Origin of the sequence: Achromobacter sp. SD115 (genome assembly GCF_017355315.1) — a bacterium.
GTDB classification, from domain to species: domain Bacteria; phylum Pseudomonadota; class Gammaproteobacteria; order Burkholderiales; family Burkholderiaceae_B; genus Achromobacter; species Achromobacter xylosoxidans_B.
Genome location: NZ_JADIJM010000012.1, coordinates 162,544 through 188,503 on the forward strand (window position 1 = coordinate 162,544; position 25,960 = coordinate 188,503).

At 66.2% G+C, this 25,960-nt stretch carries 20 protein-coding genes; 14 read left to right on the forward strand and 6 right to left on the reverse strand.

All coding sequences use genetic code 11. From position 1 onward, the window contains the following. Nucleotides 1–9: 9 nt before the first annotated feature. Nucleotides 10–1,167: a cytochrome c oxidase subunit II gene (gene coxB / locus IPU70_RS18350; RefSeq protein WP_041652075.1), complete on the reverse strand. Its 1,158-nt coding sequence runs from the start codon at nt 1,165–1,167 to the stop codon at nt 10–12. A 289-nt stretch (nt 1,168–1,456) separates the two neighbouring features. Here coxB and IPU70_RS18355 point away from each other — a divergent pair, with 289 nt between their 5' ends. Next, the gene (locus IPU70_RS18355; RefSeq protein ID WP_207469197.1) at nt 1,457–2,269 is read left to right on the forward strand and encodes an NUDIX hydrolase family protein; all 813 of its coding nucleotides are present in this window, start codon (nt 1,457–1,459) and stop codon (nt 2,267–2,269) included. 42 nt (nt 2,270–2,311) lie between these two features. Here IPU70_RS18355 and IPU70_RS18360 read toward each other — a convergent pair whose 3' ends face one another. After that, nucleotides 2,312–5,050, reverse strand: a complete 2,739-nt coding sequence (locus IPU70_RS18360; RefSeq protein ID WP_207469198.1) for a cation:proton antiporter — start codon at nt 5,048–5,050, stop codon at nt 2,312–2,314. Nucleotides 5,051–5,236: 186 nt separating this feature from the next. On the opposite strand from IPU70_RS18360, the gene cpdA reads away from it, so the two are divergent. Next, complete coding sequence (gene cpdA, locus IPU70_RS18365) at nt 5,237–6,076, forward strand: 3',5'-cyclic-AMP phosphodiesterase (RefSeq protein WP_207469199.1); 840 nt, start codon at nt 5,237–5,239, stop codon at nt 6,074–6,076. A 331-nt stretch (nt 6,077–6,407) separates the two neighbouring features. Here the strand turns inward: cpdA and rpoH are convergent, their stop codons facing one another. The 3 genes from rpoH to fghA all read right to left on the reverse strand — a co-directional run bounded on the left by rpoH (nt 6,408) and on the right by fghA (nt 9,175). Continuing rightward, complete coding sequence (rpoH, locus tag IPU70_RS18370; protein WP_173144569.1) at nt 6,408–7,292, reverse strand: RNA polymerase sigma factor RpoH; 885 nt, start codon at nt 7,290–7,292, stop codon at nt 6,408–6,410. A 233-nt stretch (nt 7,293–7,525) separates the two neighbouring features. Beyond that, nucleotides 7,526–8,215, reverse strand: a complete 690-nt coding sequence (locus tag IPU70_RS18375; RefSeq protein ID WP_207469200.1) for a hypothetical protein — start codon at nt 8,213–8,215, stop codon at nt 7,526–7,528. 93 nt (nt 8,216–8,308) lie between these two features. Beyond that, nucleotides 8,309–9,175, reverse strand: coding sequence for an S-formylglutathione hydrolase (gene fghA / locus IPU70_RS18380; protein WP_207469201.1), 867 nt, complete (start codon nt 9,173–9,175; stop codon nt 8,309–8,311). A gap of 233 nt (nt 9,176–9,408) precedes the next feature. Between fghA and IPU70_RS18385 the strand changes: the two genes are divergently transcribed. From IPU70_RS18385 to IPU70_RS18400, 4 genes are all read left to right on the forward strand, one after another. Further along, nucleotides 9,409–10,170: a hypothetical protein gene (locus tag IPU70_RS18385; RefSeq protein WP_013390968.1), complete on the forward strand. Its 762-nt coding sequence runs from the start codon at nt 9,409–9,411 to the stop codon at nt 10,168–10,170. A gap of 368 nt (nt 10,171–10,538) precedes the next feature. Beyond that, nucleotides 10,539–15,278 carry a glutamate synthase-related protein gene (locus IPU70_RS18390; RefSeq protein WP_207469202.1) on the forward strand — a complete coding sequence of 1,580 codons (4,740 nt, stop codon included), beginning with the start codon at nt 10,539–10,541 and terminating at the stop codon, nt 15,276–15,278. 8 nt (nt 15,279–15,286) lie between these two features. After that, the gene (locus IPU70_RS18395) at nt 15,287–16,753 is read left to right on the forward strand and encodes a glutamate synthase subunit beta (protein ID WP_013390966.1); all 1,467 of its coding nucleotides are present in this window, start codon (nt 15,287–15,289) and stop codon (nt 16,751–16,753) included. A gap of 194 nt (nt 16,754–16,947) precedes the next feature. After that, nucleotides 16,948–17,586 (forward strand): OmpW family protein, encoded by a 639-nt coding sequence (locus IPU70_RS18400; protein WP_013390965.1) that lies wholly within the window; start codon nt 16,948–16,950, stop codon nt 17,584–17,586. Between the two features lie 21 nt (nt 17,587–17,607). On the opposite strand, the gene IPU70_RS18405 is transcribed toward IPU70_RS18400, so the two are convergent. Beyond that, a complete protein-coding gene (locus IPU70_RS18405; RefSeq protein WP_207469204.1) occupies nt 17,608–18,480 on the reverse strand; it encodes a LysR family transcriptional regulator in 873 nt (290 codons plus the stop codon). Between the two features lie 65 nt (nt 18,481–18,545). Here IPU70_RS18405 and IPU70_RS18410 point away from each other — a divergent pair, with 65 nt between their 5' ends. From IPU70_RS18410 to IPU70_RS18445, 8 genes are all read left to right on the forward strand, one after another. Then, nucleotides 18,546–19,772: a YbfB/YjiJ family MFS transporter gene (locus IPU70_RS18410; RefSeq protein ID WP_207469205.1), complete on the forward strand. Its 1,227-nt coding sequence runs from the start codon at nt 18,546–18,548 to the stop codon at nt 19,770–19,772. Between the two features lie 25 nt (nt 19,773–19,797). Beyond that, on the forward strand, nt 19,798–20,775 hold the full coding sequence (locus tag IPU70_RS18415; protein WP_207469206.1) for a tripartite tricarboxylate transporter substrate binding protein: 978 nt from the start codon (nt 19,798–19,800) through the stop codon (nt 20,773–20,775). Between the two features lie 17 nt (nt 20,776–20,792). After that, nucleotides 20,793–21,854 (forward strand): nitronate monooxygenase family protein, encoded by a 1,062-nt coding sequence (locus tag IPU70_RS18420; RefSeq protein ID WP_207469207.1) that lies wholly within the window; start codon nt 20,793–20,795, stop codon nt 21,852–21,854. A 242-nt stretch (nt 21,855–22,096) separates the two neighbouring features. Further along, entirely contained in the window at nt 22,097–22,933 is an 837-nt protein-coding gene (locus tag IPU70_RS18425; RefSeq protein WP_207469208.1) for an ABC transporter ATP-binding protein, read from the forward strand. Beyond that, the gene (gene mlaE / locus IPU70_RS18430) at nt 22,930–23,718 is read left to right on the forward strand and encodes a lipid asymmetry maintenance ABC transporter permease subunit MlaE (RefSeq protein ID WP_054455483.1); all 789 of its coding nucleotides are present in this window, start codon (nt 22,930–22,932) and stop codon (nt 23,716–23,718) included. The genes IPU70_RS18425 and mlaE overlap by 4 nt, the downstream gene beginning before the upstream one ends. Nucleotides 23,719–23,730: 12 nt before the next feature. After that, nucleotides 23,731–24,228: an outer membrane lipid asymmetry maintenance protein MlaD gene (mlaD, locus tag IPU70_RS18435; protein WP_013390958.1), complete on the forward strand. Its 498-nt coding sequence runs from the start codon at nt 23,731–23,733 to the stop codon at nt 24,226–24,228. Between the two features lie 81 nt (nt 24,229–24,309). Further along, nucleotides 24,310–25,128, forward strand: a complete 819-nt coding sequence (locus IPU70_RS18440) for a VacJ family lipoprotein (RefSeq protein WP_207469209.1) — start codon at nt 24,310–24,312, stop codon at nt 25,126–25,128. 39 nt (nt 25,129–25,167) lie between these two features. Further along, a complete protein-coding gene (locus IPU70_RS18445; protein ID WP_207469210.1) occupies nt 25,168–25,797 on the forward strand; it encodes a phospholipid-binding protein MlaC in 630 nt (209 codons plus the stop codon). Nucleotides 25,798–25,960 lie beyond the last annotated feature (163 nt).

The window sequence follows — 25,960 nt, forward strand, 5'->3', positions numbered from 1 at the left end:
CGCGCGCAATCAGCGCGCAGCCGCCACGTCCTTCGGTAGAACCGTCGGGTCCTGCCCCTTGCCTGCATTGCTCCAGGCATGGCGCGTATAGCTGATGACCGCTGCGATCTCGACATCGTTGAGCTGCCCGCCGAATGCCGCCATCGCGGTGCCGGGCTTGCCCTTCAGCACGGTGTTGATCTGTTCCGCCTTCGGGCCCAGAACAACCTTGTCTCCGTCGAGCGGAGGGAAACTGCCCGGGATGCCCTTGCCGTTGGCCTGGTGACAGGCCACGCAATTTGCCGCGAAAACCTTTTCGCCGCGGGCAACCAGTTCGGCTTCCGTCCACTCTTTATTGGGATCGTCGGCGTTTGCCGCCATCTTCTTCTTTTGGTCTTCAACCCACTTATCGTAGTCGGCTTGCGCCATGACTTCCACGACGATGGGCATGAACGCGTGATCCTTGCCGCACAGTTCCGCGCACTGGCCGCGGTAGATACCGGGCTTGTCGGCATTGAACCAGGTGTCCCGCAGGAAGCCCGGAATGGCGTCTTGCTTCACGCCGAAGTCGGGAATCATCCAGGAGTGGATGACGTCGGCCGCGGTCAGCACGATACGAACTTTCTTGTTCGCGGGGACGACCAGGTGGTTGTCCACTTCCATCAGGTAGAACTCGCCCTTGGGCTCGCGGTTCTCGATCTGCGCGCGCGGCGTGGACAGCGTGGAGAGGAACTTGATACCGGTGGCCGAGCCATCGAGGTATTCGTAGCCCCACTTCCATTGATAGCCGGTGACCTTCACGGTGAGGTCGGCGCTGGAGGTGTCTTTCATCGCGACCACCGTCTTGGTGGCGGGCAACGCCATGGCGATGACGATGATGAACGGGATGACGGTCCAGGCAACTTCCACGCCCAGATGCTCATGGAAGGTCGCGGCCTTGTGGCCCCTGGATTTGCGGTGCGCCCAGATGGAGTAGAACATCACTCCGAAGACGCCGATGAAGATCACGATACAGATCGTGAGCAACATCCAATGCAACCACATGATGTCGCGCGAGATCGCCGTGACACCTTCATGCAGGTTGAGCTGATTGACCTTCGGGCCGCCGGGCATGTCTTGCACCTGAGCACCTGCCACGCTGCCAATCAGCATCGCACAAGCCCCCAGTATCCCTCTCCACTTCTTCATGCTTACCTCGAAACACGGCGCGAAGGTCCGTTCGCTAGTGGCGGAAGTCGCCGGAACCGGGCAACGCGCAATTATTAGATGGTAGGGCGTGGCAGGGAGATAGAGCGGCCCCTGTCGTTCCCACTCGAAATCACAAAGAAACTGGCGGATTATAGCGGACGCGCAAACAGATGTAAGTTAGCGCCCTTGAATTCATCGGCCCCGCCCCCATCTGGCCGCGCCCCTTGACCGCACGCCGTAAAACAGGGTGGCATAAAATCGTCGGCAACATCATCAACACGGTCCCACGATGCCCAAGCAGTTGTCCGACTTGTACGCCGACCTGCGCGCCCGCGCGCAAGAGCCCGCCCCTGAAGGCGCGCGCGCTTTATATATAGCGGGGCGTCGCTGCGGCTGGGCCACGCATGCGGCATGCGACGCGTTGCGTGGCGCACCCGGCATCGCGGCGGACGGTGAAACCTTGCGCATCGGGACGGACCTGCAACCCGGCGCAGACCTGAACAGCGTGCTCGAACAGGCCGCGCAACTGTTGCGCCAAGCCAACTGCCTGCGCGGCTGGCGCGACGAATTGCTGGACGTTCTGGATGGCGACGAACCGCTGGGCGTAATCGAACGCGCGGCGGTACGGCCGCTGGGCCTGCTTACCAAGGCTGTGCACCTGAACGCGTGGACGCCGGATGGCCGCCTGTGGGTCGCGCGCCGCGCGCTCAGCAAGTCCACCGATCCCGGTATGTGGGACACCTTGGTCGGCGGACTGGCCGGCAGCCGCGAAGACCTGGAGCTGGCGCTGGTGCGCGAATGCGGCGAAGAAGCGGGACTGGACGAGCCCGACTTGACGCGGCGCTCGCCCCTGCGCACGATCCTGCGCATCCATCGCCGCCTGCCCGAGGGCTATCAGGTGGAGGATGTCCTGACCAGCACCTGCGTGCTCGCGGCGGATGTCCGCCCGGCCAACCGGGACGGCGAAGTCATGGAAATCGCCACCATCGACGCGGCTACGGCCGTGCATCAGGTCGCGGAAGGCGAATTCACGCTGGAAGCGGCGCTGGTGATCATCGAAGACATCATGCAGCGCCGCGCGGCAGGCGATATCCCGGCCTAGCCCCCCATCCTGCGGATGCGCCGGCATCCACGGGGTCCAGCGCTAACGCGGAACGATGCCCGGCTCGCCCAAAGGCGGGGTGTTCGCGGGCTTGTCCACCGGGTTGTCTGCGGGACTATCCGCAGGGTTGTCCCGGACATCGCTTGCGGCCGGCGCGTCCGCTTCCCGGGCCTCGCGGGCCGCAAGCACCTCGGAACCCGACGCAGCGCCCGCCGCTTCCGCGGCCTCGGCGGCCTGCGCTGGCGTCGGCGCCGACACCGGCGCAGGGACCGGCGCGGGCGCCGCATTGGCTTGCGAAAACTGCTTCCACACTTCGATCGCGCGCAGGCGCTGCTTGGCCACGACCTGGATGCGTTCGCGCAGATGCTCGTCACGCGCCAGCAGGGCGTGAAAATCGCGCGAGGACAGCATCAACAGCTTGCTGTAGCCCAGCGAGGTCACCTCCGGCATCAGTTGCTGTTCGCCCAGCAGGCCGAGTTCGCCGAAGAATTCGCCGCTGCCCAGTTCGATCATGGTGTTGTCGGGCAGATGCACGGCCACGGCACCCGATGCCACGAAACACATCTCTTCGCCGTGACGGCCCTTGGTCAGCACGCGCTGGTCCGGCAGCGCCAGGCGCGGCTTGAGCAGCTTGCTGATGGCCCGCAAGGAATCCGCGGACAGGCCTTCGAACAGCGGCACGCGCTTGATCAATTCTGCCGCGCTCATTTCGATGTCCAACGGCGGATGCTTGTCGATGTGGGCCCAGCGGCTCTTCAACTGCGCCATCAGGTCCGCGTACACCTCGCCGCTGATCAGGAACTGCTCCAGCATGTCGCGGTAGCGGATGCGTTCCATTTCGCGGGCCACGCGGCCCAGGTAGCTTTCCTGCAGCCACTGCGCATAGGACGGGTATTGCAGGTTCAGGGCCTGCATGGCGTTTTCGATCAGGTCCAGGCGGCGCTGGTGCAGGGACACGATGCGCTGGGTGGCTTCCTCGCCCAGCAGCGGCGTGATCTGTTCGCGCGCGAAGGCGATCAGGCGTTGCGCCACCGACCGCTTGCTCATCAGGTTGGCGAAGCGCTGGCCCAGTTCGCGCGCCAGCCAGCCCTGGAAGCCGAACAGGTAGTGCAGGCGCAGGGCCAGGCGGAAACCGGTGGAATAGCGCACGTCGGCAACAATGGCGCGCTCGAAGCCGGGGATGCCGCCCAGCCGGATCGCGTCCTCCAGCCGTTCCGCCCGCGCCAGCAGGGTTTCGGCCATGCGCCAGTCCACGATCTGCGCCTTCAGGATGTCGAAGAACATTTCCTCTTCGCGCTGGGCCACGATGGCCAGGCCTACCGACACGCGCTGGTCGTCGGTCATCTGGCTGACCTGGCCGTCGTGCACGCTGGTCAGGCTGGCATCGAACACGGCACGGATGCGGTCGCGGACCTCGGTGCCGATGTGCTCGGTCTTGGCGACCTCTTCGGTCTTGCCCTGCAGGTCTTCCAACGCCACCGCCAGGGCCTGGTTGCGGATGGTGCGCTCCACCGGCGACAGCTGGTTCAGGCCCAGCATGCGGATCAGCGGACGCAGGCTGATGCCGTTGATGAACAAGGTCAGCAGCACGTAGCTGGTGGTGGCCACCGCGATAAACTGGCGCGCCTCTTCGGCCACGCCGGTCTGCTCGGTCACGGCCAGCGCCAGCGCCAGCGACACGGCGCCGCGCAGGCCGCCCCACAGCATGACCACCTTGTAGGGGTTGCTGACCTTGGTTCCCAGCCGGGTCAGCCCCAGCAGGGGCAGCAGGCCGAAGACGACGATGGCGCGCGCCACCAGCGTGGCCACGAACACCACCGCCACCAGCGCCAGTTCCTGCCAGTCGGCGGCCGCCATCAGCTTGGGAATCAGCATGGCCGCGAACAGGAAAATCAGCGAGTTGGCCCAGAACCCGAACTGTTCCCAGGCGCTGGACAGATACTCGAAGGTGGTGGGCGACATGCGCGTGCGGCCGGTGGACCCGACCACCAGGCCGGCGATCACGGTGGCGACCACGCCCGACACGTTCAGGTAGTGCTCGGAAATGAAGAAGGACAGATAGGCCAGCGTCAGCGTCAGCGTGATTTCCGCGGTGGGAAAGCCGCGCAGCCAGGCGAACAGGAAGCAGGCCAGCCGGCCCATGGCGAAGCCGGCCACGCCGCCGCCGATGAAGTGCACGATGAAGTCGTTGAAGATGCCGCTGGCGGTGAGTTCGCCGTGGCCGCCCAGGACGGCCAGCAGCACCGAGTACAAGGCGATCGAGGCCGCGTCGTTGAACAGGCTTTCGCCTTCGACCAGGGTAGTCAGGCGCTTGGGCGCGCCCACTTCGCGGAAGATGCCCACCACCGCCACGGGATCGGTGGTGGCGACGATGGCGCCCAGCAACAGGCAGACCACCAGGCCATAGGGCGAAATGGCGTCCAGCGTCACCCCGACCACCACGGTGCAGACCACCACGGCCACGATGGCCATCATGAGGATGGGGCCGATGTCGTCCATCAGGCGCCGCACGTTCATGGACAGCGCGGTCTCGAACAGGAGCACCGGCAGGAACACCATCAGGAAGGTTTCGGACGAAATCTCGAAGCGTTCCAGCGAGTCCAGGAAGTCGCCGATCCAGCTGGGCGCCCAGCCGTGCACGTGCACGATGATGCCGAGCAGACAGCCGACGATGGCCAGCAGCACCGAGTAGGGCAGCTTGAGTCGGCCCGCCAAAGGCGGCATGAAACAGACCAGCGTCAGCAAGCCTGCCAGGCCGAATACGAGAAAACCTACATCCATGTTCTTTGGGTGGAGCTTATGTGAAGTTCCACAAGAATAGCGGCTTTTTCCCCCGCGACCGGGCCGGAAACTGTCTGGAATCGTGGAGAATGCACGTTTCGTTACCCCAATGCGGACAAGCGATACGCGTCGCGCCGTGTTTTTTGGGTAATGTGGAATCGCACAAGAACTTTGCAGGAGCGGCACTTGGCCCGGATCCATTCCCTGACCCGGCGCGACGATGCGCCCGCCATGCTGGTCCAGCTGACCGACAGCCATCTGTTCGGCGAGCCCGAAACCTCGATGCTGGGCGTCAACACGGACGCCAGCCTGCGCGCGGTACTGCGTCAGATCGAAGCGGACGGCAAGCATCCCGATCTGCTGCTGGCCACCGGCGACATGTCCCAGGACGGCGAGGCCGCGGCCTATCGCCGGCTGGCGCGCGTCCTGTCCGAGGCGCCCGCCCTGGCGCAGGCCAGCATCCGCTGCCTGCCGGGCAACCATGACCTGCCGGCCGTGATGCGCCAGGAATTGCCGCAATGGTCGGTTCCGGTGACCGACGTGGGCGCCTGGCGCGTGGTCGCGCTGGACACTACCGTGCCCGGCTCCAACGCCGGCCATCTGCCCGCGAGCCAGCTCGACCTGCTGGAAGCCGCGCTGGCCGAGACGCCGGGCCGCCACACGCTGATCGCCATGCATCACAATCCCATGCAGATCGACAGCCACTGGCACGATTCGATGATGATCGACAACCCGCAGGCGCTCTTCAAGCTGCTGACGCGCTGGCCGCAGGTCCGCGTGCTGCTGTGGGGCCATGTGCATCACGAGTTCGACCGCCGCCGCCACAACCTGCGCATGCTGGCCACGCCGTCGACCTGCTTTCAGTTCAGCATCCGCGACGGCAAGCACGTGGTGGACAACATGGCGCCCGGCTACCGCTGGATCAAGCTATACCAGGACGGTTCGATGGCCACAGGCGTGCGGCGCGTGCAGGACGCGCTGTGGCACGGGGCCAAGATGGCTGCCGACAACGCCCAGGCGGCCTAGGCATTCTTCCGGCGACACACCGTGTCCGCCACGGCCTCGGCCTGCGGCCCCATACCGGACGCGCATAAAAAACGGGGCACCAGCTATGCATGGTGCCCCGCAAGCATCCGTCTCATAGGGGAGGGGAAAGAGGAGAAGCCGAGACGGATGACAAGACTGCTAACCGAAGTTCGCGGTCTACATGAAGTTAGGCGGGGCGATCCTCATTAAGTTTCTTGCGCCGCGCAAAATTTCCGCCCGAATTTGTATCAATTTATTCATGCGCGGTTGCAGGTCCGCCGGAAAAGCAAAAGGGCCGCGGTCAGCGGCCCTTTGTGTGGCTCAAGCAGGCTCAGGACGCGAGATTGCCGCGCATCTTTTTCAGCGCAGCCGCTTCGATCTGACGGATGCGCTCGGCCGACACGCCGAACTCCTGCGCCAGTTCGTGCAGCGTGGCGCCGCCGTCATCCTGCAGCCAGCGGGCCTCGACGATGCGGCGCGAACGCGGGTCCAGCGCCTGCAGCGCGTCGGTCAGGCCGGCGCTTTGCAGCTGGTCGCGCGCGGCACGTTCCAGCACCCGGGTGGGTTCCTGGCGGCCTTCGTCGGACAGGTAGGCGATGGGCGCGTAGCTGTCATCGTCGTCGTCCTGGTTTTCCAGCGACATATCGCGGCCGGACAGGCGCACTTCCATTTCGCTGACGTCTTCGCGGCGCACGTTCAGTTCGCGCGCGATGTGGTCGACCTGATCCGGATCCAGCGTCTGGCCGTCGGGACGCATGCTGCGCAGATTGAAGAACAGCTTGCGCTGGGCCTTGGTGGTTGCAACCTTCACCAGGCGCCAGTTGCGGATGATGTATTCGTGGATTTCGGCCTTGATCCAGTGCACGGCGAACGACACCAGGCGCACGCCGCGCTCGGGGTCGAAACGCTTGACGGCCTTCATCAGGCCGACGTTGCCTTCCTGGATGAGATCGGCATGCGGCAGGCCATAGCCCAGGTACTGACGGGCCACCGACACCACCAGGCGCAGGTGCGACAGAATCAGTTCGCGCGCGGCGCCCAGGTCTTCCTGGTCGCGCAGGCGGCGGCCAAGCTCGGTTTCACGTTCCGCGGACAGGACCGGCAGGCGGTTGACCGAGGAGATATAAGCGTCGATCGTGCCAAGTGCGCCCGGATTGGCAATGGCCAACGCCAGGGCGTTGCCGGAAGCGGCCAACGAGGTACTGGGTTGCTTCATAGCGGGGGTCTCCGGATGGCGAAGGGGTAACGACATGGATTCGATGTTAGCACTCTAGTATTGGGAGTGCTAATTCGACTATTGCGGCGCGTCAAAGTTTCCTTGGTCTAAATATGTCCCCGTTTATTTTTTATGGAGCGGGGGCCACCGCCACCCTGCCGTGACACGCCAAGGGCGACACGCCTTCCAGGGGAGCAGCCAGCCCGCTCAGCGGACGCGGTGCGGAAGCACCGCTACCAGCCCAGGCGCTTCAGGCCTTCGGCCGTGGCCTCGCCGTCGGGCCGCACGAACAGCGCCCCGCGCGGATCCATCAGCACTTGGTAACGCGCGCCGTCGAACATCGGCATATACGCGCCGCTACCGAATTGGACATCGACGAACGGGAACCAGTTCGGGAAATTCTTCTTCAGCGACGCCAGATCAGGCGCCGGCCAGTCGTCCAGCGCGTGCACCGAGCGCGTGGCCGAGGCCTCCCGCGCCGCGTCGCTATAGCGGCCGGACAAGCGTTCCAGCCGGTATAGCGGCGGCACGCCGGCCATCAGCGCCGGCAGGCGCCAGCGCACCACCCGCGCGTCGATCTGCCACTGGTCGCCGTAGAGCACGTACTGCTTGCTCCCGGTGCCGGGCGCGCTGGCGTTGACCTGGAACTGGCCGTCGGCCACCTGGCGGACTTCGATGCGCGCCACCGGCTCGTCGGCCGTCAGGCGGAAGAACTGCACCAGCGACAGCGCCAGCAGGCCGGACACGCAGCCCAGCAGCACCAGCATCAGACCGAACAAGCGCCGCACCGGCCGGAACTGGAACACCTTGCGGCCACGCTCGTCGCGCGGGCCGCCGCGGCCCAGCAGCATGACGATGCCCGGCAGCAGGACGACGACGGCGCCCAGCAGTATCCAGACGAAGGGAGCGATTCCGTTGATCAAATCAGGCGTTCCTATTGAGCACAGACCGCAGGCGGCGCCCCGGGGCGCGATATAAGCCTGCGGCGGCAGGCTCGCCAGTATAGAAGCGCCCCCTCAGGGCGCCGGTTTTCCAAGCCGCTCGACGTGAAACCGGATGTGATCCTCGATGAAGGTCGAGATGAAGTAGTAGCCGTGGTCGTAGCCCGGGTGGCGCCGCAGGTCCAGCGGCTGTCCAGCGGCGGCGCAAGCCGCCTCGAATACCTCGGGATACAACTGTTCGGCCAGGAACTGATCCGACTCGCCCTGATCGATCAGGATGCCGGCGGGGAACGGGTTGGCCGCGCCGCGCATCAACGCGGACGCGTCGTAGGCGGCCCAGTCCTCGGACTTGTCGCCCAGGTAGGCGCCGAACGCCTTCTTGCCCCAGGGACACTGGCTGGGCGCGGCGATAGGCGCGAACGCCGACACCGAACGGAACTTGCCGGGGTTGCGCAGCGCCAGCACCAGTGCGCCATGGCCGCCCATGGAATGGCCGAAGATGCCGGTGCGCGAGGCGTCGCCGGGCAGCGCCTCGCCCGTGACGATGCCGTGCAGTTCCTGCGTCACGTAGCTGTACATGCGGTAGTGGCCGCGCCAGGCGGGCGTGGTGGCATCCACGTAGAAGCCCGCGCCGGTACCCAGGTCCCAGCTTTCTTCCTCGCCAGGCACGTTGGCGCCGCGCGGGCTGGTGTCCGGAGCGACCAGCATGACGCCCAGCTCCGCGGCCAGGCGCTGCGCGCCTGCCTTGATCATGAAGGTTTCTTCCGTGCAGGTCAGGCCGGCCAGGTAGAACAGCACCGGCACTGGACCTTGCTCTGCCTGCGGCGGCACGTAGACGGAGAAGCGCATGGGCAGGCCGATCTCCGCGGACTCGTGGCGGTAATAGCGCTGCCAGCCGCCGAAGCAGCGATGCTGCGAAATGAGTTCCAGGGCGACTGCCATTGCTTTCCTCCGGTCGTAGGGGTCGGAAAAAACGCCCGCGGATTAGGGGATACCCACGGTGCGACGTTCCGTCGCCGAATGTTAACCTGGGCTTTATGGGGTACGAACGACAGAAAAAAAAGCGATTTCCTGCCCCGACATGATCACGGGACTTGACCAGCGCCCACCGTGGCACTATTTATATACCGTGAGCGAAGACAACCCGTTCTTCCAGATACGCAAGTCCTGACACTATGGCCCGTCTGCCCCGTCTGTACGCCCCTGGGCTGCCCCAACTGGTGCAGGCCAACTTCATCCAGCCGCTGGCGGCGCCGTCGCAACCCGCGCCGGCCGACATCCTGAACCAACTGGCCACGTGGCTGGGCGAGTCCGCCCAACGCCACCGCGTCTCGGTTCACGGCTGGCTGCTGGCCAACGACCGCATCCTGCTGCTGGCCACGCCCGCGGACGAGGAAGGCCTGCCACGCCTCATGCAAACGCTGGGCCGCAACCTGGCGGCGCGTCTGCGCGGCGGCCGGGTCTTCGCGGGCCGCTACCGCTCGGCCTTGCTGGAGCCGGGCGCCTGGGTGCTGCCATCCCTGGTCTGGCTGGAAACCTATCCGGTGCGCAGCGGCGCATCGCAGGATCCGGATTCCTGGCCCTGGTCCTCCGCCGCCAGCCATACCGGCAACACCACCGCGGCTCCAGCGCAGTGGCAGTCGGATCACGCGGACTATTGGGCCTGTGGCAATACCCCGTTCGACCGCCAGGCCAATTACCGCAAGCGCTTGCAGGACGGCCTGTCGCGCGAGGAAACGCAGCGTATCGACCAGGCGGTCTCCGGACAATGGGCGCTGGGCGGTCCCGCTTTCATCGCCAGCCTGGCTCATACGGCCAGCCGCCGGGTCGCCCCGGGGCAGCGCGGACGTCCGCGCAAGAAACCAGCCGCCGCATCGTCCGACGCCGAGTCGAGTTCCGCGCCTCCCACCACGACGCCTACGTCGACCTCTTCCTGATTGCGGACCCGCCTGAATGGCGGGTTCTTCATTTTTTCCGGCCGCGGCAGCGCAGGCCGGCGGATGCATTTGCATTTCCGCAACGCCAAGCATCGCTTCATACCTGCAAAATTTCCCATTAAATTGGGGACACATAAACCGAAAAATGGCTATTTGCCAGATGGGGAGGCACCCTCCTGGTGCACACCCCTCTGGCAAGCCCCGCATGGCGCGGCTCTTGATGCGTCACCTAATTAACCGCGAATGACAAGCCTTATATATAAATGGGGACATACCCTATTTATTCCTATTGCACCCTACTCATAGCGGGGGTATTGTCCGTCTCCTGCACTGCAACATTACGACGCAGGCCCACTGCGGAGCGCGCCATGCCCCAAATTACCCCGATCGACTCCTGTCCCCCGCCCAAGGCGACCCCCATCGATGCCAGCCGCATCGGGCTGCCTGCCGCCCAGGGTCTGTACAACCCCAAGAACGAACATGACGCCTGCGGCGTCGGTTTCGTGGCCCACATCAAGGGCAAGAAAAGCCACGCCATCATCCAGCAGGGCCTGAAGATCCTGGAAAACCTGGACCACCGCGGCGCGGTCGGCGCAGACAAGCTGATGGGCGACGGCGCCGGCATCCTGATCCAGATCCCCGACACGCTCTACCGCGACGAACTCGGCCATCAAGGCATCACGCTGCCGCCTCCCGGCGAGTATGGCGTGGCCATGGTGTTCCTGCCCAAGGAAACCGCCTCGCGCCTGGCCTGCGAACAGGAACTGGAACGCTCCGTGCGCGCCGAGGGCCAGGTCGTCCTGGGCTGGCGCGACGTGCCGGTGGACGTGGACATGCCCATGTCGCCCACCGTGCGCGCCTGCGAACCCGTGATCCGCCAGCTGTTCATCGGCCGCGGCGCCGACGTAATGGTGCCGGACGCGCTGGAGCGCAAGCTGTACGTGATCCGCAAGACCGCCAGCCACGCCATCCAGAACATGCATCTGGCGCACGGCAAGGAATACTTCGTGCCTTCGGCCTCGGTGCGCACCGTGGTCTACAAGGGCCTGCTGCTGGCCGACCAGGTCGGCCGCTACTACCGCGACCTGGCCGATACCCGCACGGTGTCCGCCCTGGCGCTGGTACACCAGCGCTTCTCGACCAACACCTTCCCGGCCTGGCCGCTGGCCCACCCGTACCGCATGATCGCCCACAACGGCGAAATCAACACGGTCAAGGGCAACTTCAACTGGCTGCGCGCCCGCGAAGGCATGATGCAGTCGGCCGTGCTGGGCGACGACCTGAAGAAGCTGTACCCCATCGTCTACGAAGGCCAGTCCGACACCGCCACGTTCGACAACTGCCTGGAACTGCTGGTGAATTCGGGCTACTCGCTGGCCCACGCCATGATGATGATGATCCCGGAAGCCTGGGAGCAGCACACGCAGATGGACGAAAGCCGCCGCGCTTTCTACGAGTACCACGCCGCCATGATGGAGCCGTGGGACGGCCCCGCCGCAGTCGCGTTCACCGACGGCCGCCAGATCGGCGCCACCTTGGACCGCAACGGCCTGCGTCCGGCCCGCTACCTGGTCACCGATGACGACATGGTCATCCTGGCGTCCGAAGCCGGCACGCTGTCCATCCCCGAAAACCGCATCGTCAAGAAGTGGCGCCTGCAGCCGGGCAAGATGTTCCTGATCGACCTGGAACAGGGCCGCATCATCGACGACGCCGAGATCAAGCTGCAGCTGGCCAACAACCGGCCCTACCGCCAGTGGATCGAACGCCTGCAGATCAAGCTGGAATCGCTGCCGGCGCCGCGCCAGGCCGCCGTCGCCACGCAGTCGTCGGTGTCGCTGCTGGACCGCCAGCAAGCCTTCGGCTGGACCCAGGAAGACTACAAGTTCATCCTCGAACCCATGGCCTCGTCGGGCGAGGAAGTCATCGGCTCGATGGGCAACGACGCCCCGCTGGCCGTGCTGTCCGACCGCGCCAAGCCGTTCTACAACTACTTCCGCCAATTGTTCGCGCAGGTCACCAATCCGCCGATCGACCCCATCCGCGAACAGCTGGTGATGTCGCTGGTGTCCTTCATCGGCCCCAAGCCGAACCTGCTGGACATCAACAACGTCAATCCGCCGCTGCGCCTGGAAGTGTCCCAGCCGGTGCTGGACTTCGCCGCCATGGCGCAGATCCGCGACATCGAGCAGGTCACGGGCAAGAAGTTCCGCAGCTTTGAGCTGGACATCACCTATCCCGCCGCTTGGGGCCCCGAGGGCATCGAAGCCCGCGTGGCTGCGCTGTGCGCGCGCGCCGTGGACGCAGTACGCAGCGGCTACAACATCCTGATCGTGTCCGACCGCCTGGTCGACAGCGAGCGCGTGGCCATCCCCGCGCTGCTGGCGACCTCCGCGGTCCACCAGCACCTGATCCGCGCCGGCCTGCGCACCAACACCGGCCTGGTGGTGGAAACCGGCTCGGCGCGCGAAGTGCACCACTTCGCGCTGCTGGGCGGCTACGGCGCCGAAGCCATCCATCCCTACCTGGCGCTGGAATCGCTGGGCAAGATGAACGACCCCGAAAAGGCGGTCAAGAACTTCATCAAGGCCATTGGCAAGGGCCTGAACAAGGTCATGTCCAAGATGGGCATTTCCACCTACATGTCCTACACCGGCGCGCAGATCTTCGAAGCCGTGGGCCTGCAGACCGCCCTGGTGAACAAGTACTTCACCGGCACCGCCTCCAACATCGAAGGCATCGGCATCTTCCAGGTGGCCGAGGAAGCGCTGCGCCAGCACCGCGCCGCCTTCAGCACCGATCCGGTCCTGGCCAACGACCTGGACGCGGGTGGCGAGTATGCCTACCGCGTGCGCGGCGAAGAGCACATGTGGACGCCGGACTCCATCGCCAAGCTGCAGCATGCTTCGCGCGCCAACAACTACCGCACGTACAAGGAGTACGCGCAGATCATCAACGACCAGAGCCGTCGCCACATGACCCTGCGCGGCCTGTTCGAGTTCCGCTTCGATCCGTCGCGGGCCATTCCGCTGGACGACGTCGAATCCGCCAAGGACATCGTCAAGCGCTTCGCCACCGGCGCCATGTCGCTGGGCTCGATCTCCACCGAGGCGCACTCGGTGCTGGCCGTGGCCATGAACCGCATCGGCGGCAAGTCCAACACCGGCGAAGGCGGCGAGGACGAACTGCGCTACCGCGCCGAAATGCGCGAAGGCAAGAGCACCATCAAGGACGGCGACACGCTGGCCTCAGTGCTGGGCACGGACCGCATCGAAGCCGACGTCGAACTGAAAAAGGGCGACTCGCTGCGCTCGAAGATCAAGCAAGTGGCCTCGGGCCGTTTCGGCGTGACCGCCGAATACCTGTCGTCGGCCGACCAGATCCAGATCAAGATGGCGCAGGGCGCCAAGCCCGGCGAAGGCGGCCAGCTGCCCGGCCACAAGGTGTCCGAATACATCGCCAAGCTGCGCTACTCGGTGCCGGGCGTGGGCCTGATCTCGCCCCCGCCGCACCACGACATTTACTCGATCGAAGACCTGGCCCAGCTGATCCACGACCTGAAGAACGTCAATTCCAAGGCCTCGGTGTCGGTCAAGCTGGTGTCCGAAGTGGGCGTGGGCACGGTGGCCGCGGGCGTGGCCAAGGCCAAGGCCGACCACGTCGTGATCGCCGGCCATGACGGCGGCACGGGCGCGTCCCCGGTGTCGTCCATCAAGCACGTCGGCACGCCCTGGGAACTGGGCCTGGCCGAAACGCAGCAGACGCTGGTGCTCAACCGCCTGCGCAGCCGCATCCGCGTGCAGGCCGACGGCCAGATGAAGACTGGCCGCGACGTCGTCATCGGCGCGCTGTTGGGCGCCGACGAATTCGGCTTCGCGACCGCGCCGCTGGTCGTGGAAGGCTGCATCATGATGCGCAAGTGCCACCTGAACACCTGCCCGGTGGGCGTGGCCACGCAAGACCCGGTCCTGCGCAAGAAATTCCAGGGCAAGCCCGAGCACGTCGTGAACTTCTTCTTCTTCATCGCCGAAGAAGTCCGCGAAATCATGGCCCAATTGGGCATCCGCAAGTTCGACGACCTGATCGGCCGCGCCGACCTGCTGGACATGCGCTCGGGAGTGGAGCACTGGAAGGCCCAGGGCCTGGACTTCGCCCGCGTATTCCATCAAACCCAGTCCGACGCCGACGTGCGCCAGACCGAAGAGCAGGACCACGGCCTGGCCGGCGCGCTGGACCACCAGCTGATCGAGCGCAGCAAGCCCGCGCTGGAACGCGGCGAAAAGGTTTCGTTCATCGTCCCGGTGCGCAACCGCAACCGCACCATCGGCGCCATGCTGTCGGGCGCGGTGGCTTCGCGCTACGGCCATGAGGGCCTGCCGGACGACACCATCCACATCCAGTGCAACGGCACCGCCGGCCAGAGCTTCGGCGCCTTCCTGGCGCACGGCATCACGATGGACCTGGTGGGCGAAGGCAACGACTACGTCGGCAAGGGCCTGTCCGGCGGCCGCATCATCGTGCGCTCGCCCAACGACTTCCGCGGCTTCGGCCCCGACCACATCATCGCCGGCAATACCGTGCTGTACGGCGCGCTGGCGGGCGAGGCGTTCTTCAACGGCGTGGCCGGCGAACGCTTCGCGGTGCGCAACTCGGGCGCGGCCACCGTCGTCGAAGGCACCGGCGACCATGGCTGCGAATACATGACCGGCGGCACCGTCGTGGTGCTGGGCGCCACCGGCCGCAACTTCGCGGCCGGCATGTCGGGCGGCGTGGCTTATGTGTGGGATCCGGAACGCACGCTCAAGCAGCGCGCCAACCTGTCCATGGTCGAACTGGAAAGCATCGTGCCGCACGCGGAACAGCTCGCCCAGAACAACATCGACGTCTGGCACAGCGCGCAGCGCGGCGGCGAACGCGAAACGGACGAAACCATTCTGCGCCGCCTGGTGGAAGACCACTTCCGCTACACCGGCAGCTTCCGCGCCCGCGAAATCCTGGGCGACTGGGAAGCCTCGCGCGGCAAATTCGTGAAAATCATGCCGACGGACTACCGCCGCGCATTGGGTGAAATGTGGCGTGCAGCCAACCCGCAACAACTGGCTGCGTGAGGGATACCATGGGAAAGATAACCGGCTTTATGGAATTTCAGCGTCTGCAGGAGGCCTCCGAGGCCCCGCAGAAGCGGCTGAAGAACTGGCGCGAATTCGTGCTGCACCTGAGCGACGACCAGGCCAAGCAGCAGGCGGCGCGCTGCATGGACTGCGGCATCCCGTTCTGCAACAACGGCTGCCCGGTCAACAACATCATCCCGGACTGGAATGACCTGGTGTACCGCCAGGACTGGAAGCGCGCACTGGACGTGCTGCACTCCACCAACAACTTCCCCGAGTTCACCGGCCGCATCTGCCCGGCGCCGTGTGAAGCCGCCTGTACCTTGAACATCAACAGCGACGCTGTCGGCATCAAGTCCATCGAGCACGCCATCATCGACAAGGGCTGGGCCGAAGGCTGGGTGTCGCCGCAGGTGCCGGCGCGCAAGACCGGCAAGAAGGTCGCCGTGGTGGGCTCCGGCCCCGCCGGCATGGCCTGCGCGCAGCAACTGGCGCGCGCCGGCCACTCGGTGACGCTGTTCGAAAAGAGCGACCGCATCGGCGGCCTGCTGCGCTACGGCATCCCCGACTTCAAGCTGGAAAAGCACCAGATCGACCGCCGCATCTCGCAGATGGAAGCCGAAGGCGTGGAGTTCGCGCCGTCGACCTACATCGGCAACCCCAGCGATCCCGTGGCCGACGGCCTGACGGTGCGCACGCCGGACTCGCTATTGGCCGAGTTCGACGCGGTGGTGATGAGCGGCGGATCTGAAACCCCGCGCGACCTGCCGGTACCCGGTCGCGAGCTGTCGGGCGTGTATTACGCCATGGACTTCCTGCGCCAGCAGAACAAGGCGGTCGCAGGCGATCGCCTCACCAACCAGACGCTGGCCAAGGGCAAGCACGTGGTGGTGATCGGCGGCGGCGACACGGGTTCTGACTGCGTCGGCACCAGCAACCGCCACGGCGCGGCCTCGGTCACGCAGTTCGAGCTGATGCCCCAGCCGCCGGAAAGCGAAAACAAGACCATGACCTGGCCTTACTGGCCGCTCAAGATGCGCACCTCCTCCTCGCACGAGGAAGGCTGCGAGCGCGACTGGTCCGTGACCACCAAGCTGCTCCAGGGCAGCAACGGCAAGGTCGAGAAGCTGGTCGGCGCGCGCGTCGAATGGTTCAAGGACGAAGCCACCGGCCAGATGAAGATGCGCGAGGTCGAGGGCTCAGAGTTCGAGATCAAGGCCGACCTGGTGCTGCTGGCCATGGGCTTCGTGTCGCCCGTGCAGACGGTGCTGGACGCCTTTGGCGTTGACCGCGATGCGCGCGGCAACGTGCGCGCCAATACCGACGACTACCGCACCAACGTCGAAAAGGTCTTCACCGCCGGCGACATGCGTCGCGGCCAGTCCCTGGTGGTCTGGGCCATCCGCGAAGGGCGCCAGTGCGCGCGCTCGGTGGACGCCTACCTCATGGGCAGCAGCGAACTGCCGCGCTGATCGCCACGATCAGGCTTGACCAGATCGCCGCCGAGCGCTTTGCGCCGGCGGCGATTTTTTTGTCTGCACGCCGGCGTGTTGCAACATAACCACTTTTCGATTGCGGTCTTTTCACGATTTGACACACATCAAGCGGGCCGGACGCCAGGTTTGAGAACCTGTTGTCTCACCCAATGGAAAGATCGGAGAAGAGAATGTTTTCGCTGAACGGCCGTATCCGCGCCACCGCCATCGCCGGCCTGATCGCCGCTGGCACGCTCGCCGCCCCCGCGCACGCCCACGAAGCGGGCGACGTGCTGTTCAAGGTCGGCGTCACGCAGGTCCGCCCCTCGTCCAACAACGGCACCGTGCTCAATGGCAGCGTCGGGCTGGACGTGAACAACAACGTGCGCCCGAGCTTCACGCTGACCTACATGGCCACGCGCAACATCGGCATCGAATTGCTGGGCGCTTGGCCATTCCAGCATGACGTCAGCGGCAGCGGCCTGGGCAAGATCGGCTCGACCAAGCAATTGCCGCCGACGCTGAGCCTGCAATGGCACATCCTGCCCGACAGCATGATCCAGCCCTACATCGGCGTGGGCATCAACTACACCCACTTCTTCGACACCAAGGCGGAAGGCGCGCTGAAGGGCTCGAACCTGAAGCTGGGCGACTCCTGGGGCGTGGCGGCGCAACTGGGCGCGGACTTCAAGATCAACGAGCGCTGGTTCATGAATGCGGATATCCGCTACATCGACATCCGCTCCAAGGTGAAGCTGGACGGCCAGCACATCGGCACCGCGCGCATCGACCCGTGGGTCGCGACCATCGGCGTCGGCTACCGCTTCTAAACAGGCAGAGCGCGACCTGCCTCAGCCTTGCGGCGCCTCCAGCTTGTGCCGCAGGGCCTGCAACGCCGGCGTATCGTCGTCGGCGCGCCAAACCAGCTGGGTCAGGGCCCGGCCATGCGAGCCGGACAGGGCGCCGACGCGCACCGTGTGCTCCGCTCCCAGCACCGCCAGCACCGAGCGCGGCACGATGGCCACGCCCGAGCCTGCGGCCACGCAGGCGACGATGGCGTGGTACGAAGCGAACTCCATCACCTTGCCAGGCGCTACGCCTTCCTGGTTCAACCATGATTCCAGGATGCGCCGGTACGAGCATCCCGACGCGAAGGCAATGACGCTGCGGTCGCCCAGATCCCTGGGACTGTCGATCGGATCCCAGGCTAGCGGCGAAATCAGCGCCAGCTCTTCCTTGAACGCATCCAGCGCCGCCAGGCCCTCCGCCGGAAAGGGCTGGGCTACGAACGCGGCCTCGATCTCGTAGTTGCGCACCTTGTTCGCCAGCGCCGCCGAGGTGCCGGTCACCAGTTCGATCCGCACCTGCGGCCAGGCCGCGTGATAGGCCGCCAGGATGGGCGGCAGGCGCGCGGCCGCGGTGCTTTCCATGGTGCCGATGCGCAGCACGCCTTGCGGGGAACCGTCACGAACCGCCGCCTGGGCTTCATCCGCCAGGCGCAGCAGGCGGTCGGCGTAGGACAGCAGCACGCGGCCCTGGTCCGACAGCACCAGCCGGCGGTTCTGCCGCCGGAACAGCGGCGCCTGCAGCGAGGCCTCCAACTGCTTCAGGCGCGTCGACACATTGGATTGCACACGATTCAGGTGTGCGGCGGCGCGCGCCACGCCGCCCTGGTCGGCGACCGCCTTGAAGATCTGCAGCGCATCCAAATCCAAGTTTCTCATTTTGAGAACTCGCTATCTTAATTATTCACTACTAAAGATATTAGTACAGCCGTAGAGTAGGGGCTATGTCAACGCCCATTTACCCTTCCGTCTCCGCGTCACGCAGCGCCGCTTCCCTGGCTTGGCCGGCGGCGCTGGCCCTGGCCGCCGCCATGGGGATAGGCCGGTTCGCCTTCACGCCGGTCTGGCCCCTGATGGCGCAGGAGGACGGCCTGTCGCTGGCGCAGGGCGGCTGGCTGGCCTCGGCCAACTACGCGGGCTACCTGCTGGGCGCGCTGGCCGCCGTGGTCTGGCCTATCCGCCGGCTGCGCGGCACGCTGGCGGCCAGCCTGCTGGCGGTGGCGCTGCTGACCCTGGCCATGCCGCTCTGGCACGGCATGGCGGTCTGGTGCGCGCTGCGCCTGGCCGCCGGCTACGCCAGCGCCAGCGCCTTCATCTGCGTGGCGGCGTGGCGGGCGGTGCCCGCGGGCGACCCGCGCGAAGCGGACGCCTCCGCCGTGACCTTTGCCGGCGTAGGCGCGGGCATCGCACTGACGGGATTAGCTTGCCTGGCATTGGCGGCCTGGAACGCGCGCGCCGACACGGTCTGGATGGCCCTGGGCGGCCTGGCGCTGACGCTGTCCGCCATCGCCTGGCCGGGCTTGCGCCGCCCTTCAGTAGCGGCCGCTACATCGACGGCGAGCGCGGCGTCCGCCGTCCGGCTGCCGCGCGACATTCCGCGGCTGGCGCTGCACTACGGCGTCTTCGGCGTGGGCTACATCATTCCGGCCACCTTTCTGCCGGCGATGGCCAAGGAGATCATTCCCGACCCGGCCATTTTCGGCTGGGCCTGGCCCCTGTTCGGCTTGGCGGCGGCCGTGTCCTGCCTGCTGGTTCCACGCCTGGCCCGGGGCCGCGACAGCGTGCAGGTCTGGCGCGCCGCCCAGGCCTTGATGGCGCTGGGCATGGTGGCCGTGGCGTTGTGGCATCACATTGCCGCCGTGATCCAGGCTGCGCTGCTGGTGGGCGGCACCTTCATGGTGATCACGCAGGCGGGCATGATGGCCGCCAGGCGTTCGGCCGGCGCCTCGGCGCCGCGCGCGGCGGCTCTCATGACCGCGGCGTTCGCCGCGGGCCAGATCCTGGGACCGCTGCTAGCGTCCTGGGCGGCGCACTGGGGCGCCGGCCTGCCGCAAGTACTCGCGGCCAGCGCGGCGCTGCTAGCGCTATCCGCATGGCGTTTGGGAAAGATCACGACAGATGACGCTGGCGCTGGGCATAATGCGATCGGCCCGCGGGCCCGTTCACATTAAAAAAACAAAACCAGGAGTCATCTGTATGAAAGCATTGCGTCCCCTTATTGCCGCCCTGGCCGTCACCGCCGCCTTCAGCGGCGCCGCCCAGGCCCAGACCGCCGACTGGCCGGCCAAGCCCATCACCATGATCGTGCCCTATGCGCCGGGCGGCTTCGCCGACACCCGGGTGCGCCTCCTGGCGCGCAAGCTGGGCGATTCGCTGGGCCAGCCCATCGTGGTCGAGAACAAGGCGGGCGCGGGCGGCGTGGTCGGCACCAACCTGATCGCGCGCGCCGCGCCGGACGGCTACACCATCGGCACGGGCAACCTGGCGCCCATGGCGGTCAACCCGACGCTGATGAAGGACATGCCGTACAACCCGCAGAAAGATCTGGCCCCGATCATCCTGATCGAAAACAGCCCGCTGGTATTGAGCGTGAACAACGAGCTGCCGGTGAAGACCCTGGCGGACCTGATCGCGCTGGCCAAGAAGCAGCCCGGCAAGCTGTCCTTCGGCTCGTCCGGCGTGGGCGGCGCTCACCACCTGTCCGGCGAAATGTTCCGCGAACAGGCCAAGATCGACATCGTCCACGTGCCCTACAAGGGCGGCAGCCTGGCCGCGACCGACCTGATGGGCGGCCATATCTCGATGATGTTCGAAATGGGCTATTCCGCGCTGCCCGCGATCCAGGGCGCCAAGATCCACCCCATCGCCGTCACGTCCGCCAAGCGGCTGGCCGTGCTGCCCGACGTGCCCACCATGGCCGAATCGGGCCTGCCCGGCTTCGAGTCCTACAACTGGCAGGGCATCGTCGCCCCCGCCGGCACGCCCGCGCCCATCATCGCCAAGCTCAACGCCGAGTTCAACCGCATCCTGAAGGAACCGGACGTGCAGAAGGCCATTGCCGACACCGGCAGCCAGGCCGGCGGCGGCACGCCCGAGGAATTCGGCGCCTTCATCAAGAGCGAAACCGAGAAGTGGGCCCACGTCATCAAGGCTGGGAACATCCAGCTTCAGTAACCTTCCAGGAGACTTCCATGGCTGCCCGTCTGATTGATCTGCTCAAGCTGCACCATCCCATCGTCCAGGCCCCCATGGCCGGCGGCGCCACGACGGTGGAGCTGGTATCCGAATCATCGAAGGCGGGAGTCCTGGGTTCGCTCGGGGCGGCCTATATGAGTCCCGAGCAGATCGAGGCGGCGGCGCGCGACATCCGCGCACGCACGCTGCTGCCGTTCGCCATCAATCTGTTCGCCTCCGTACCGGAAGAGCCCATGCGCGGCGACGCCAACCGCATGCTGGCCCTGATGGCGCGCTATCACCAGCAGTTGGGCCTCCCGGCGCCCGCCGCCCCTGGCCCGCAGGTCGATCCGCTGCCGCAACAGATCGAGGCCATCCTGCGCGCGCGTCCGGCCGTCTTCAGCTTCACCTTCGGCCGCATGCCGGCCGCGGCCATCGCGCGCTGCCGAGAGCTGGGCATCCTGACCGTGGGCACCGCGACCACCGTGCGCGAAGCGGTCGCGCTGGAACAGGATGGCGTGGACGCCATCGTGGCACAGGGCGCCGAAGCGGGCGGTCACCGCGGCACCTTCCTGGACGGTTTCGAGGAGTCGCTGATCGGCACCATGGCGCTGGTGCCCCAGGTGGCCGATGCAGTATCGGTCCCTGTTATTGCGTCTGGCGGCATCATGGACGGCCGCGGCATTGCCGCCGCGATCGCGCTGGGCGCCGACCTGGCCCAAATGGGGACGGCCTTCCTGACCACCCAGGAGTCCGGCATCAATGAGGCCTACAAGGCGCTCCTGCCCGCCTCCCGGGCAGAACAATCCCGGGTGACCCGGGCGTTTTCCGGACGGCCCGCCCGCGGCATCGAAAATGCCTTCATGCGCGAGGCCGACGCCATCGCGGCCGACATCCTGCCGTATCCCCTGCAGAACGCGCTGACGCGCCCCATGCGCACGGCGGGCGGCAAGGCCGGCGACACCGACGTGCTGTCCCTGTGGGCCGGCCAGGGCGCGCCGCTCGCTCGGCGCGAGACCACCGCCGACCTAGTCGCGCGGCTGGCTCGGGAGACTGCGGCGGCGCAGGCGCGGCGCTGACCCGTATTGTTCCCTGAAACGAAAACACTGTTCCACTAGCGGGCTCCCGCGTTGTGATTACAAAGCGTCGGGCTACAATGGCGCCTCGCCGCCGGGAGCCCAGGCCCTGCCTCGCCCCGGCATATGAGTAACAGGGCGCTTCCCGACGCCGCCTGTCTTAGCCGCGCCGGCTCCAAGTATTGCCGGATGCGCCTACCGGACAGCAGGGCAAGCTCCGCCGCCGAAACACCCTTTCGTTGCCCATGTCCGCTCAAACAAGCAAGACCACGGAATTCGCCCTGCGCCTGGAAGACGTGGCGCTAGGCTATGGTGATTTCACCGTCTTGCGCGATATCTCCATGGACGTACGCGCCGGCCAGGTGGTCGCCATCATGGGCGGCTCGGGTTCGGGCAAGACCACGCTGTTGCGCGCGGCCACCGGCCAACTCACCGCGCAGCGCGGCCGGGTGCTGGCCTTCGGCCAGGACATGGCCCACGTCAGCCGCGCCGAACGGCAATCGCTGCGCACGCGCATGGGCGTGCTATTTCAGCAGGGCGCGCTTTTCACTGACCTGAACGTGTTCGAGAACGTGGCTTTCCCGCTGCGCGAACACACCAAGCTGGCGGAGCCGGAAGTCACCGGGCGCGTGCTGGACAAGCTCGACGCCGTCGGCCTGCGCGCGGCCGCGCACCTGAAGGTGGCCGAGATCTCCGGCGGCATGGCCCGGCGCGTGGCGCTGGCCCGCGCCGTGGTGCTGGAACCCGAACTCATTCTGTACGACGAACCGTTTGCCGGGCTGGACCCGATCTCGCTGGGCATTACCGCCCGCCTGATCCGCAGCCTGGCCGACCGCCTCGGCTGCGCCTCGGTGCTGATCACGCACGACGTCCACGAATCGTTTGCCATCGCCGACCAGGTGTACCTGGTCGGGCAGGGCAAGCTTGCCGCCGCCGGCACCCCTGAAATGCTGTCGGCGTCGCAGGACCCCTACGTGCAGCAGTTCCTCAAAGGGGAGCCCGACGGCCCGGTCGCGTTCCAATACCCCGAGACGCCCGCTTTCAAGAAGTGGCTTTCGCAACAAGAGGGGCGCCGCGCATGAGCGGATCCAACAACGCCATCGGCGCACTGGGCGGCTGGGTGCGCAACCGCGTTTCCGGCATCGGCTACTTCACCCGGTTCTTCGGCGCCATGCTGGCGCGCAGCGGCATTGCGCTGTCGCGCCCGCGGCTGGTGTCGCAGCAGGTCCACTTCATCGGCAATTACTCGCTGCTGATCATCGCCGTGTCCGGCATGTTCGTGGGCTTCGTGCTGGGGCTGCAGGGCTATTACACGCTGAACCGCTACGGCTCAGAAGAAGCGCTGGGCCTGCTGGTGGCCCTGTCGCTGGTGCGGGAACTGGGGCCCGTGGTCACGGCGCTGCTGTTCGCGGGCCGCGCGGGCACTTCGCTCACCGCCGAAATCGGCCTGATGAAAGCCGGCGAACAACTGGCGGCCATGGAAGTCATGGCGGTCGACCCCATACGCCGCGTGCTGGTGCCGCGCCTGTGGGGCGGCATCATCGCCATGCCCATTCTGGCGGCGGTGTTCTCCATGGTGGGCATCCTGGGCGGCTGGGTCGTGGGCGTGCTGCTGATCGGCGTGGACGCCGGCGCGTTCTGGTCGCAAATGCAGAACGGCGTCGACGTCTGGAAAGACGTGGCCAACGGCGTCATCAAGAGCCTGGTCTTCGGCGTCACGGTGACGCTGGTCGCGCTCTACGAGGGCTGGCAGGCCAAGCCCACCCCTGAAGGCGTTGCCCGCGCGACCACGCGCACCGTGGTGGTGGGCTCCCTGGCGGTACTTGGGCTGGACTTCCTGCTCACCGCCTTGATGTTTGGAAATTGATACGGATCGATCATGTCTCGCGAAAAAACCGACTTCTGGGTAGGCCTGTTTGTATTGCTGGGCGCGGTCGCGCTGGCGTTCCTGGCGTTGCGCGCCGGCAACTTGAGCACCTTTTCTTTCGCCCCGACCTATACGCTGACGGCCAACTTCGATAACGTAGGCGGCCTCAAGGTGCGCGCGCCCGTCAAGAGCGCGGGGGTCGTCGTGGGCCGGGTTGCCGGCATCTCGTTCGATGACAAGACGTTCCAGGCGGTCGTCTCGGTCAACCTGGAAACGGCCTACCAGTTCCCCAAGGACACTTCGGCGTCCATCCTGACGTCGGGTCTGCTGGGCGAACAATACCTGGGCCTGAGCGCGGGCAGCGAAGAGGAAAACTTTGCCGACGGCGGCAAGATCCGCTACACGCAAAGCGCCGTGGTGCTTGAACAACTGATCAGCCAGTTCCTGTACGGGTCGGCGGAGAAGCAAGGCTCGAACGCGCCGGAACCCGCCGCGAAAACGCCAAATTAAAGACAATGCGACAGACGCGGTAACAGCAGCGCGTCCACAGTACGCAATATCATAAGAATCGTTGATAGGGATGTCCTGATCATGAACAAGAAAGCTATTAGCAGGATTGCCACCGTCGCCGCCGCGGGCGCGCTCATGGCAGGCTGCGCAGCGCCGCAGAACCCGGATCCGCGCGACCCCTGGGAAGGCTTCAACCGGGGCGTCTACAAGTTCAACGACACGGTCGACCGCGCCGTCTTCAAGCCGGTGGCGCAGGCCTATACCTTCGTCACGCCGCAGCCGGTGCGCAGCTGCGTGCACAACATCTTCAGCAACGTCGGCGACCTCTGGTCCGGCACCAACAGCTTCCTGCAAGGCCGCGGCCACGACTTCGTCAACACGCTGGGCCGCTTCCTGTTCAACACCACCATGGGCGTGGGCGGCTGCTTCGACGTCGCCTCGGCCAACGGCGCGCGCCGCATCCCGAACGACTTCGGCACGACGCTGGGCGTGTGGGGCTTCAGCCAGGGCCCGTACCTGGTGCTGCCGTTCTTCGGCTCGTCGTCGGTGCGCGACGGCGCCGGCCTGATCGGCGACTACGCTGGCACGACCTACGGCTACATGGGTGTGGACGCCATCGACAACGTCCGCCTGCGCAACTCGCTGTGGGGCCTGCGCGTGGTCGATACGCGCGCCAGCCTGCTGAGCGCCACCGACACCATCGACCGCGTCGCGCTCGATCCCTACAGCTTCGTGCGTGACGCCTACCTGCAACGCCGCGCAGCCATGGTGCTGGGCCAGAAGGTGGACGACGAGTCCACGCTGCCCAACTACGAAGACGACGAGGACGATGCCGCCCCCGTCGCGCAGCCGGCGGCACAGCCCACGACGCAACCCGCGGCACAACCTGCGGCCAAGTAAGCCGCCGCGTTGCGCCCTCAGTACAAGTAAGGAGTTTTGATGCGAGTTTCTTTTGTTTCCCTGCTGCAGCGTCTGGCGTTCACGGGCCTCCTGGCCCTGGGCCTGACCGCTGGCGCGCAGGCCAAACCCGACCCCAACGGTTCTCCCGACCAGTTCGTGCTGGCCACGGCCAATGAGGCCCTGGACGTGCTGAAGGCCGACGGCACCGTCAAGGCGGGCAACACCGCCCGCATCAACCAGGTCGTCAACGAGCACATCCTGCCGTACGTCAACTTCCAGAAGACGACCCGGCTGGCCGCCGGCCGCTACTGGCGCCAAGCCACCGATGCGCAGAAGAAAGCCCTGGCCGAAGCCTTCCGCGGCACCCTGGTGCGCACCTACAGCGGCGCGCTGACCCGCGTCACCTCCAGCACCAACGTCACCGCGCTGCCATTCCGCGGCGATCCCAAGGCCGACGACGTGGTCGTGCGCACGCTGATCAGCCAGGCCAACGGCCAGCCCACCGGCGTCGACTACCGCCTGGAAAAGACGCCCCAGGGCTGGAAGATCTACGACATGAACGTCGAAGGCATCTGGCTGATCGAGAACTACCGCAACCAGTTCGCGCAGCAGATCAATCGCGACGGCATCGACGGACTGATCCAGGCGCTGAACCAGCGCAATCAATGACCGGCCTTGCGGCTATCGCGGCCCGGCGCGCCCTTGTGGCCCGCCGGGCCGATTGTTTTAGGGACAGACCAATCGGATACCCGGCGAGATGCCAGGGGTACCGACCCGGCCCGCAGCGACGCGCTTATATAATGATCAATTCGCTCTTTCCGGGCCATTTCTC

Bases quoted from the DNA above. Each gene is read 5' to 3' on its own strand.
- coxB (WP_041652075.1), bottom strand. From the start codon at position 1,167: ATGAAGAAGTGGAGAGGGATACTGGGGGCTTGTGCGATGCTGATTGGC.
- IPU70_RS18355 (WP_207469197.1), top strand. From the start codon at position 1,457: ATGCCCAAGCAGTTGTCCGACTTGTACGCCGACCTGCGCGCCCGCGCG.
- IPU70_RS18360 (WP_207469198.1), bottom strand. From the start codon at position 5,050: ATGGATGTAGGTTTTCTCGTATTCGGCCTGGCAGGCTTGCTGACGCTG.
- rpoH (WP_173144569.1), bottom strand. From the start codon at position 7,292: ATGAAGCAACCCAGTACCTCGTTGGCCGCTTCCGGCAACGCCCTGGCG.
- fghA (WP_207469201.1), bottom strand. From the start codon at position 9,175: ATGGCAGTCGCCCTGGAACTCATTTCGCAGCATCGCTGCTTCGGCGGC.
- IPU70_RS18385 (WP_013390968.1), top strand. From the start codon at position 9,409: ATGGCCCGTCTGCCCCGTCTGTACGCCCCTGGGCTGCCCCAACTGGTG.
- IPU70_RS18390 (WP_207469202.1), top strand. From the start codon at position 10,539: ATGCCCCAAATTACCCCGATCGACTCCTGTCCCCCGCCCAAGGCGACC.
- IPU70_RS18395 (WP_013390966.1), top strand. From the start codon at position 15,287: ATGGGAAAGATAACCGGCTTTATGGAATTTCAGCGTCTGCAGGAGGCC.
- IPU70_RS18400 (WP_013390965.1), top strand. From the start codon at position 16,948: ATGTTTTCGCTGAACGGCCGTATCCGCGCCACCGCCATCGCCGGCCTG.
- IPU70_RS18405 (WP_207469204.1), bottom strand. From the start codon at position 18,480: ATGAGAAACTTGGATTTGGATGCGCTGCAGATCTTCAAGGCGGTCGCC.
- IPU70_RS18410 (WP_207469205.1), top strand. From the start codon at position 18,546: ATGTCAACGCCCATTTACCCTTCCGTCTCCGCGTCACGCAGCGCCGCT.
- IPU70_RS18415 (WP_207469206.1), top strand. From the start codon at position 19,798: ATGAAAGCATTGCGTCCCCTTATTGCCGCCCTGGCCGTCACCGCCGCC.
- IPU70_RS18420 (WP_207469207.1), top strand. From the start codon at position 20,793: ATGGCTGCCCGTCTGATTGATCTGCTCAAGCTGCACCATCCCATCGTC.
- IPU70_RS18425 (WP_207469208.1), top strand. From the start codon at position 22,097: ATGTCCGCTCAAACAAGCAAGACCACGGAATTCGCCCTGCGCCTGGAA.
- mlaE (WP_054455483.1), top strand. From the start codon at position 22,930: ATGAGCGGATCCAACAACGCCATCGGCGCACTGGGCGGCTGGGTGCGC.
- mlaD (WP_013390958.1), top strand. From the start codon at position 23,731: ATGTCTCGCGAAAAAACCGACTTCTGGGTAGGCCTGTTTGTATTGCTG.
- IPU70_RS18440 (WP_207469209.1), top strand. From the start codon at position 24,310: ATGAACAAGAAAGCTATTAGCAGGATTGCCACCGTCGCCGCCGCGGGC.
- IPU70_RS18445 (WP_207469210.1), top strand. From the start codon at position 25,168: ATGCGAGTTTCTTTTGTTTCCCTGCTGCAGCGTCTGGCGTTCACGGGC.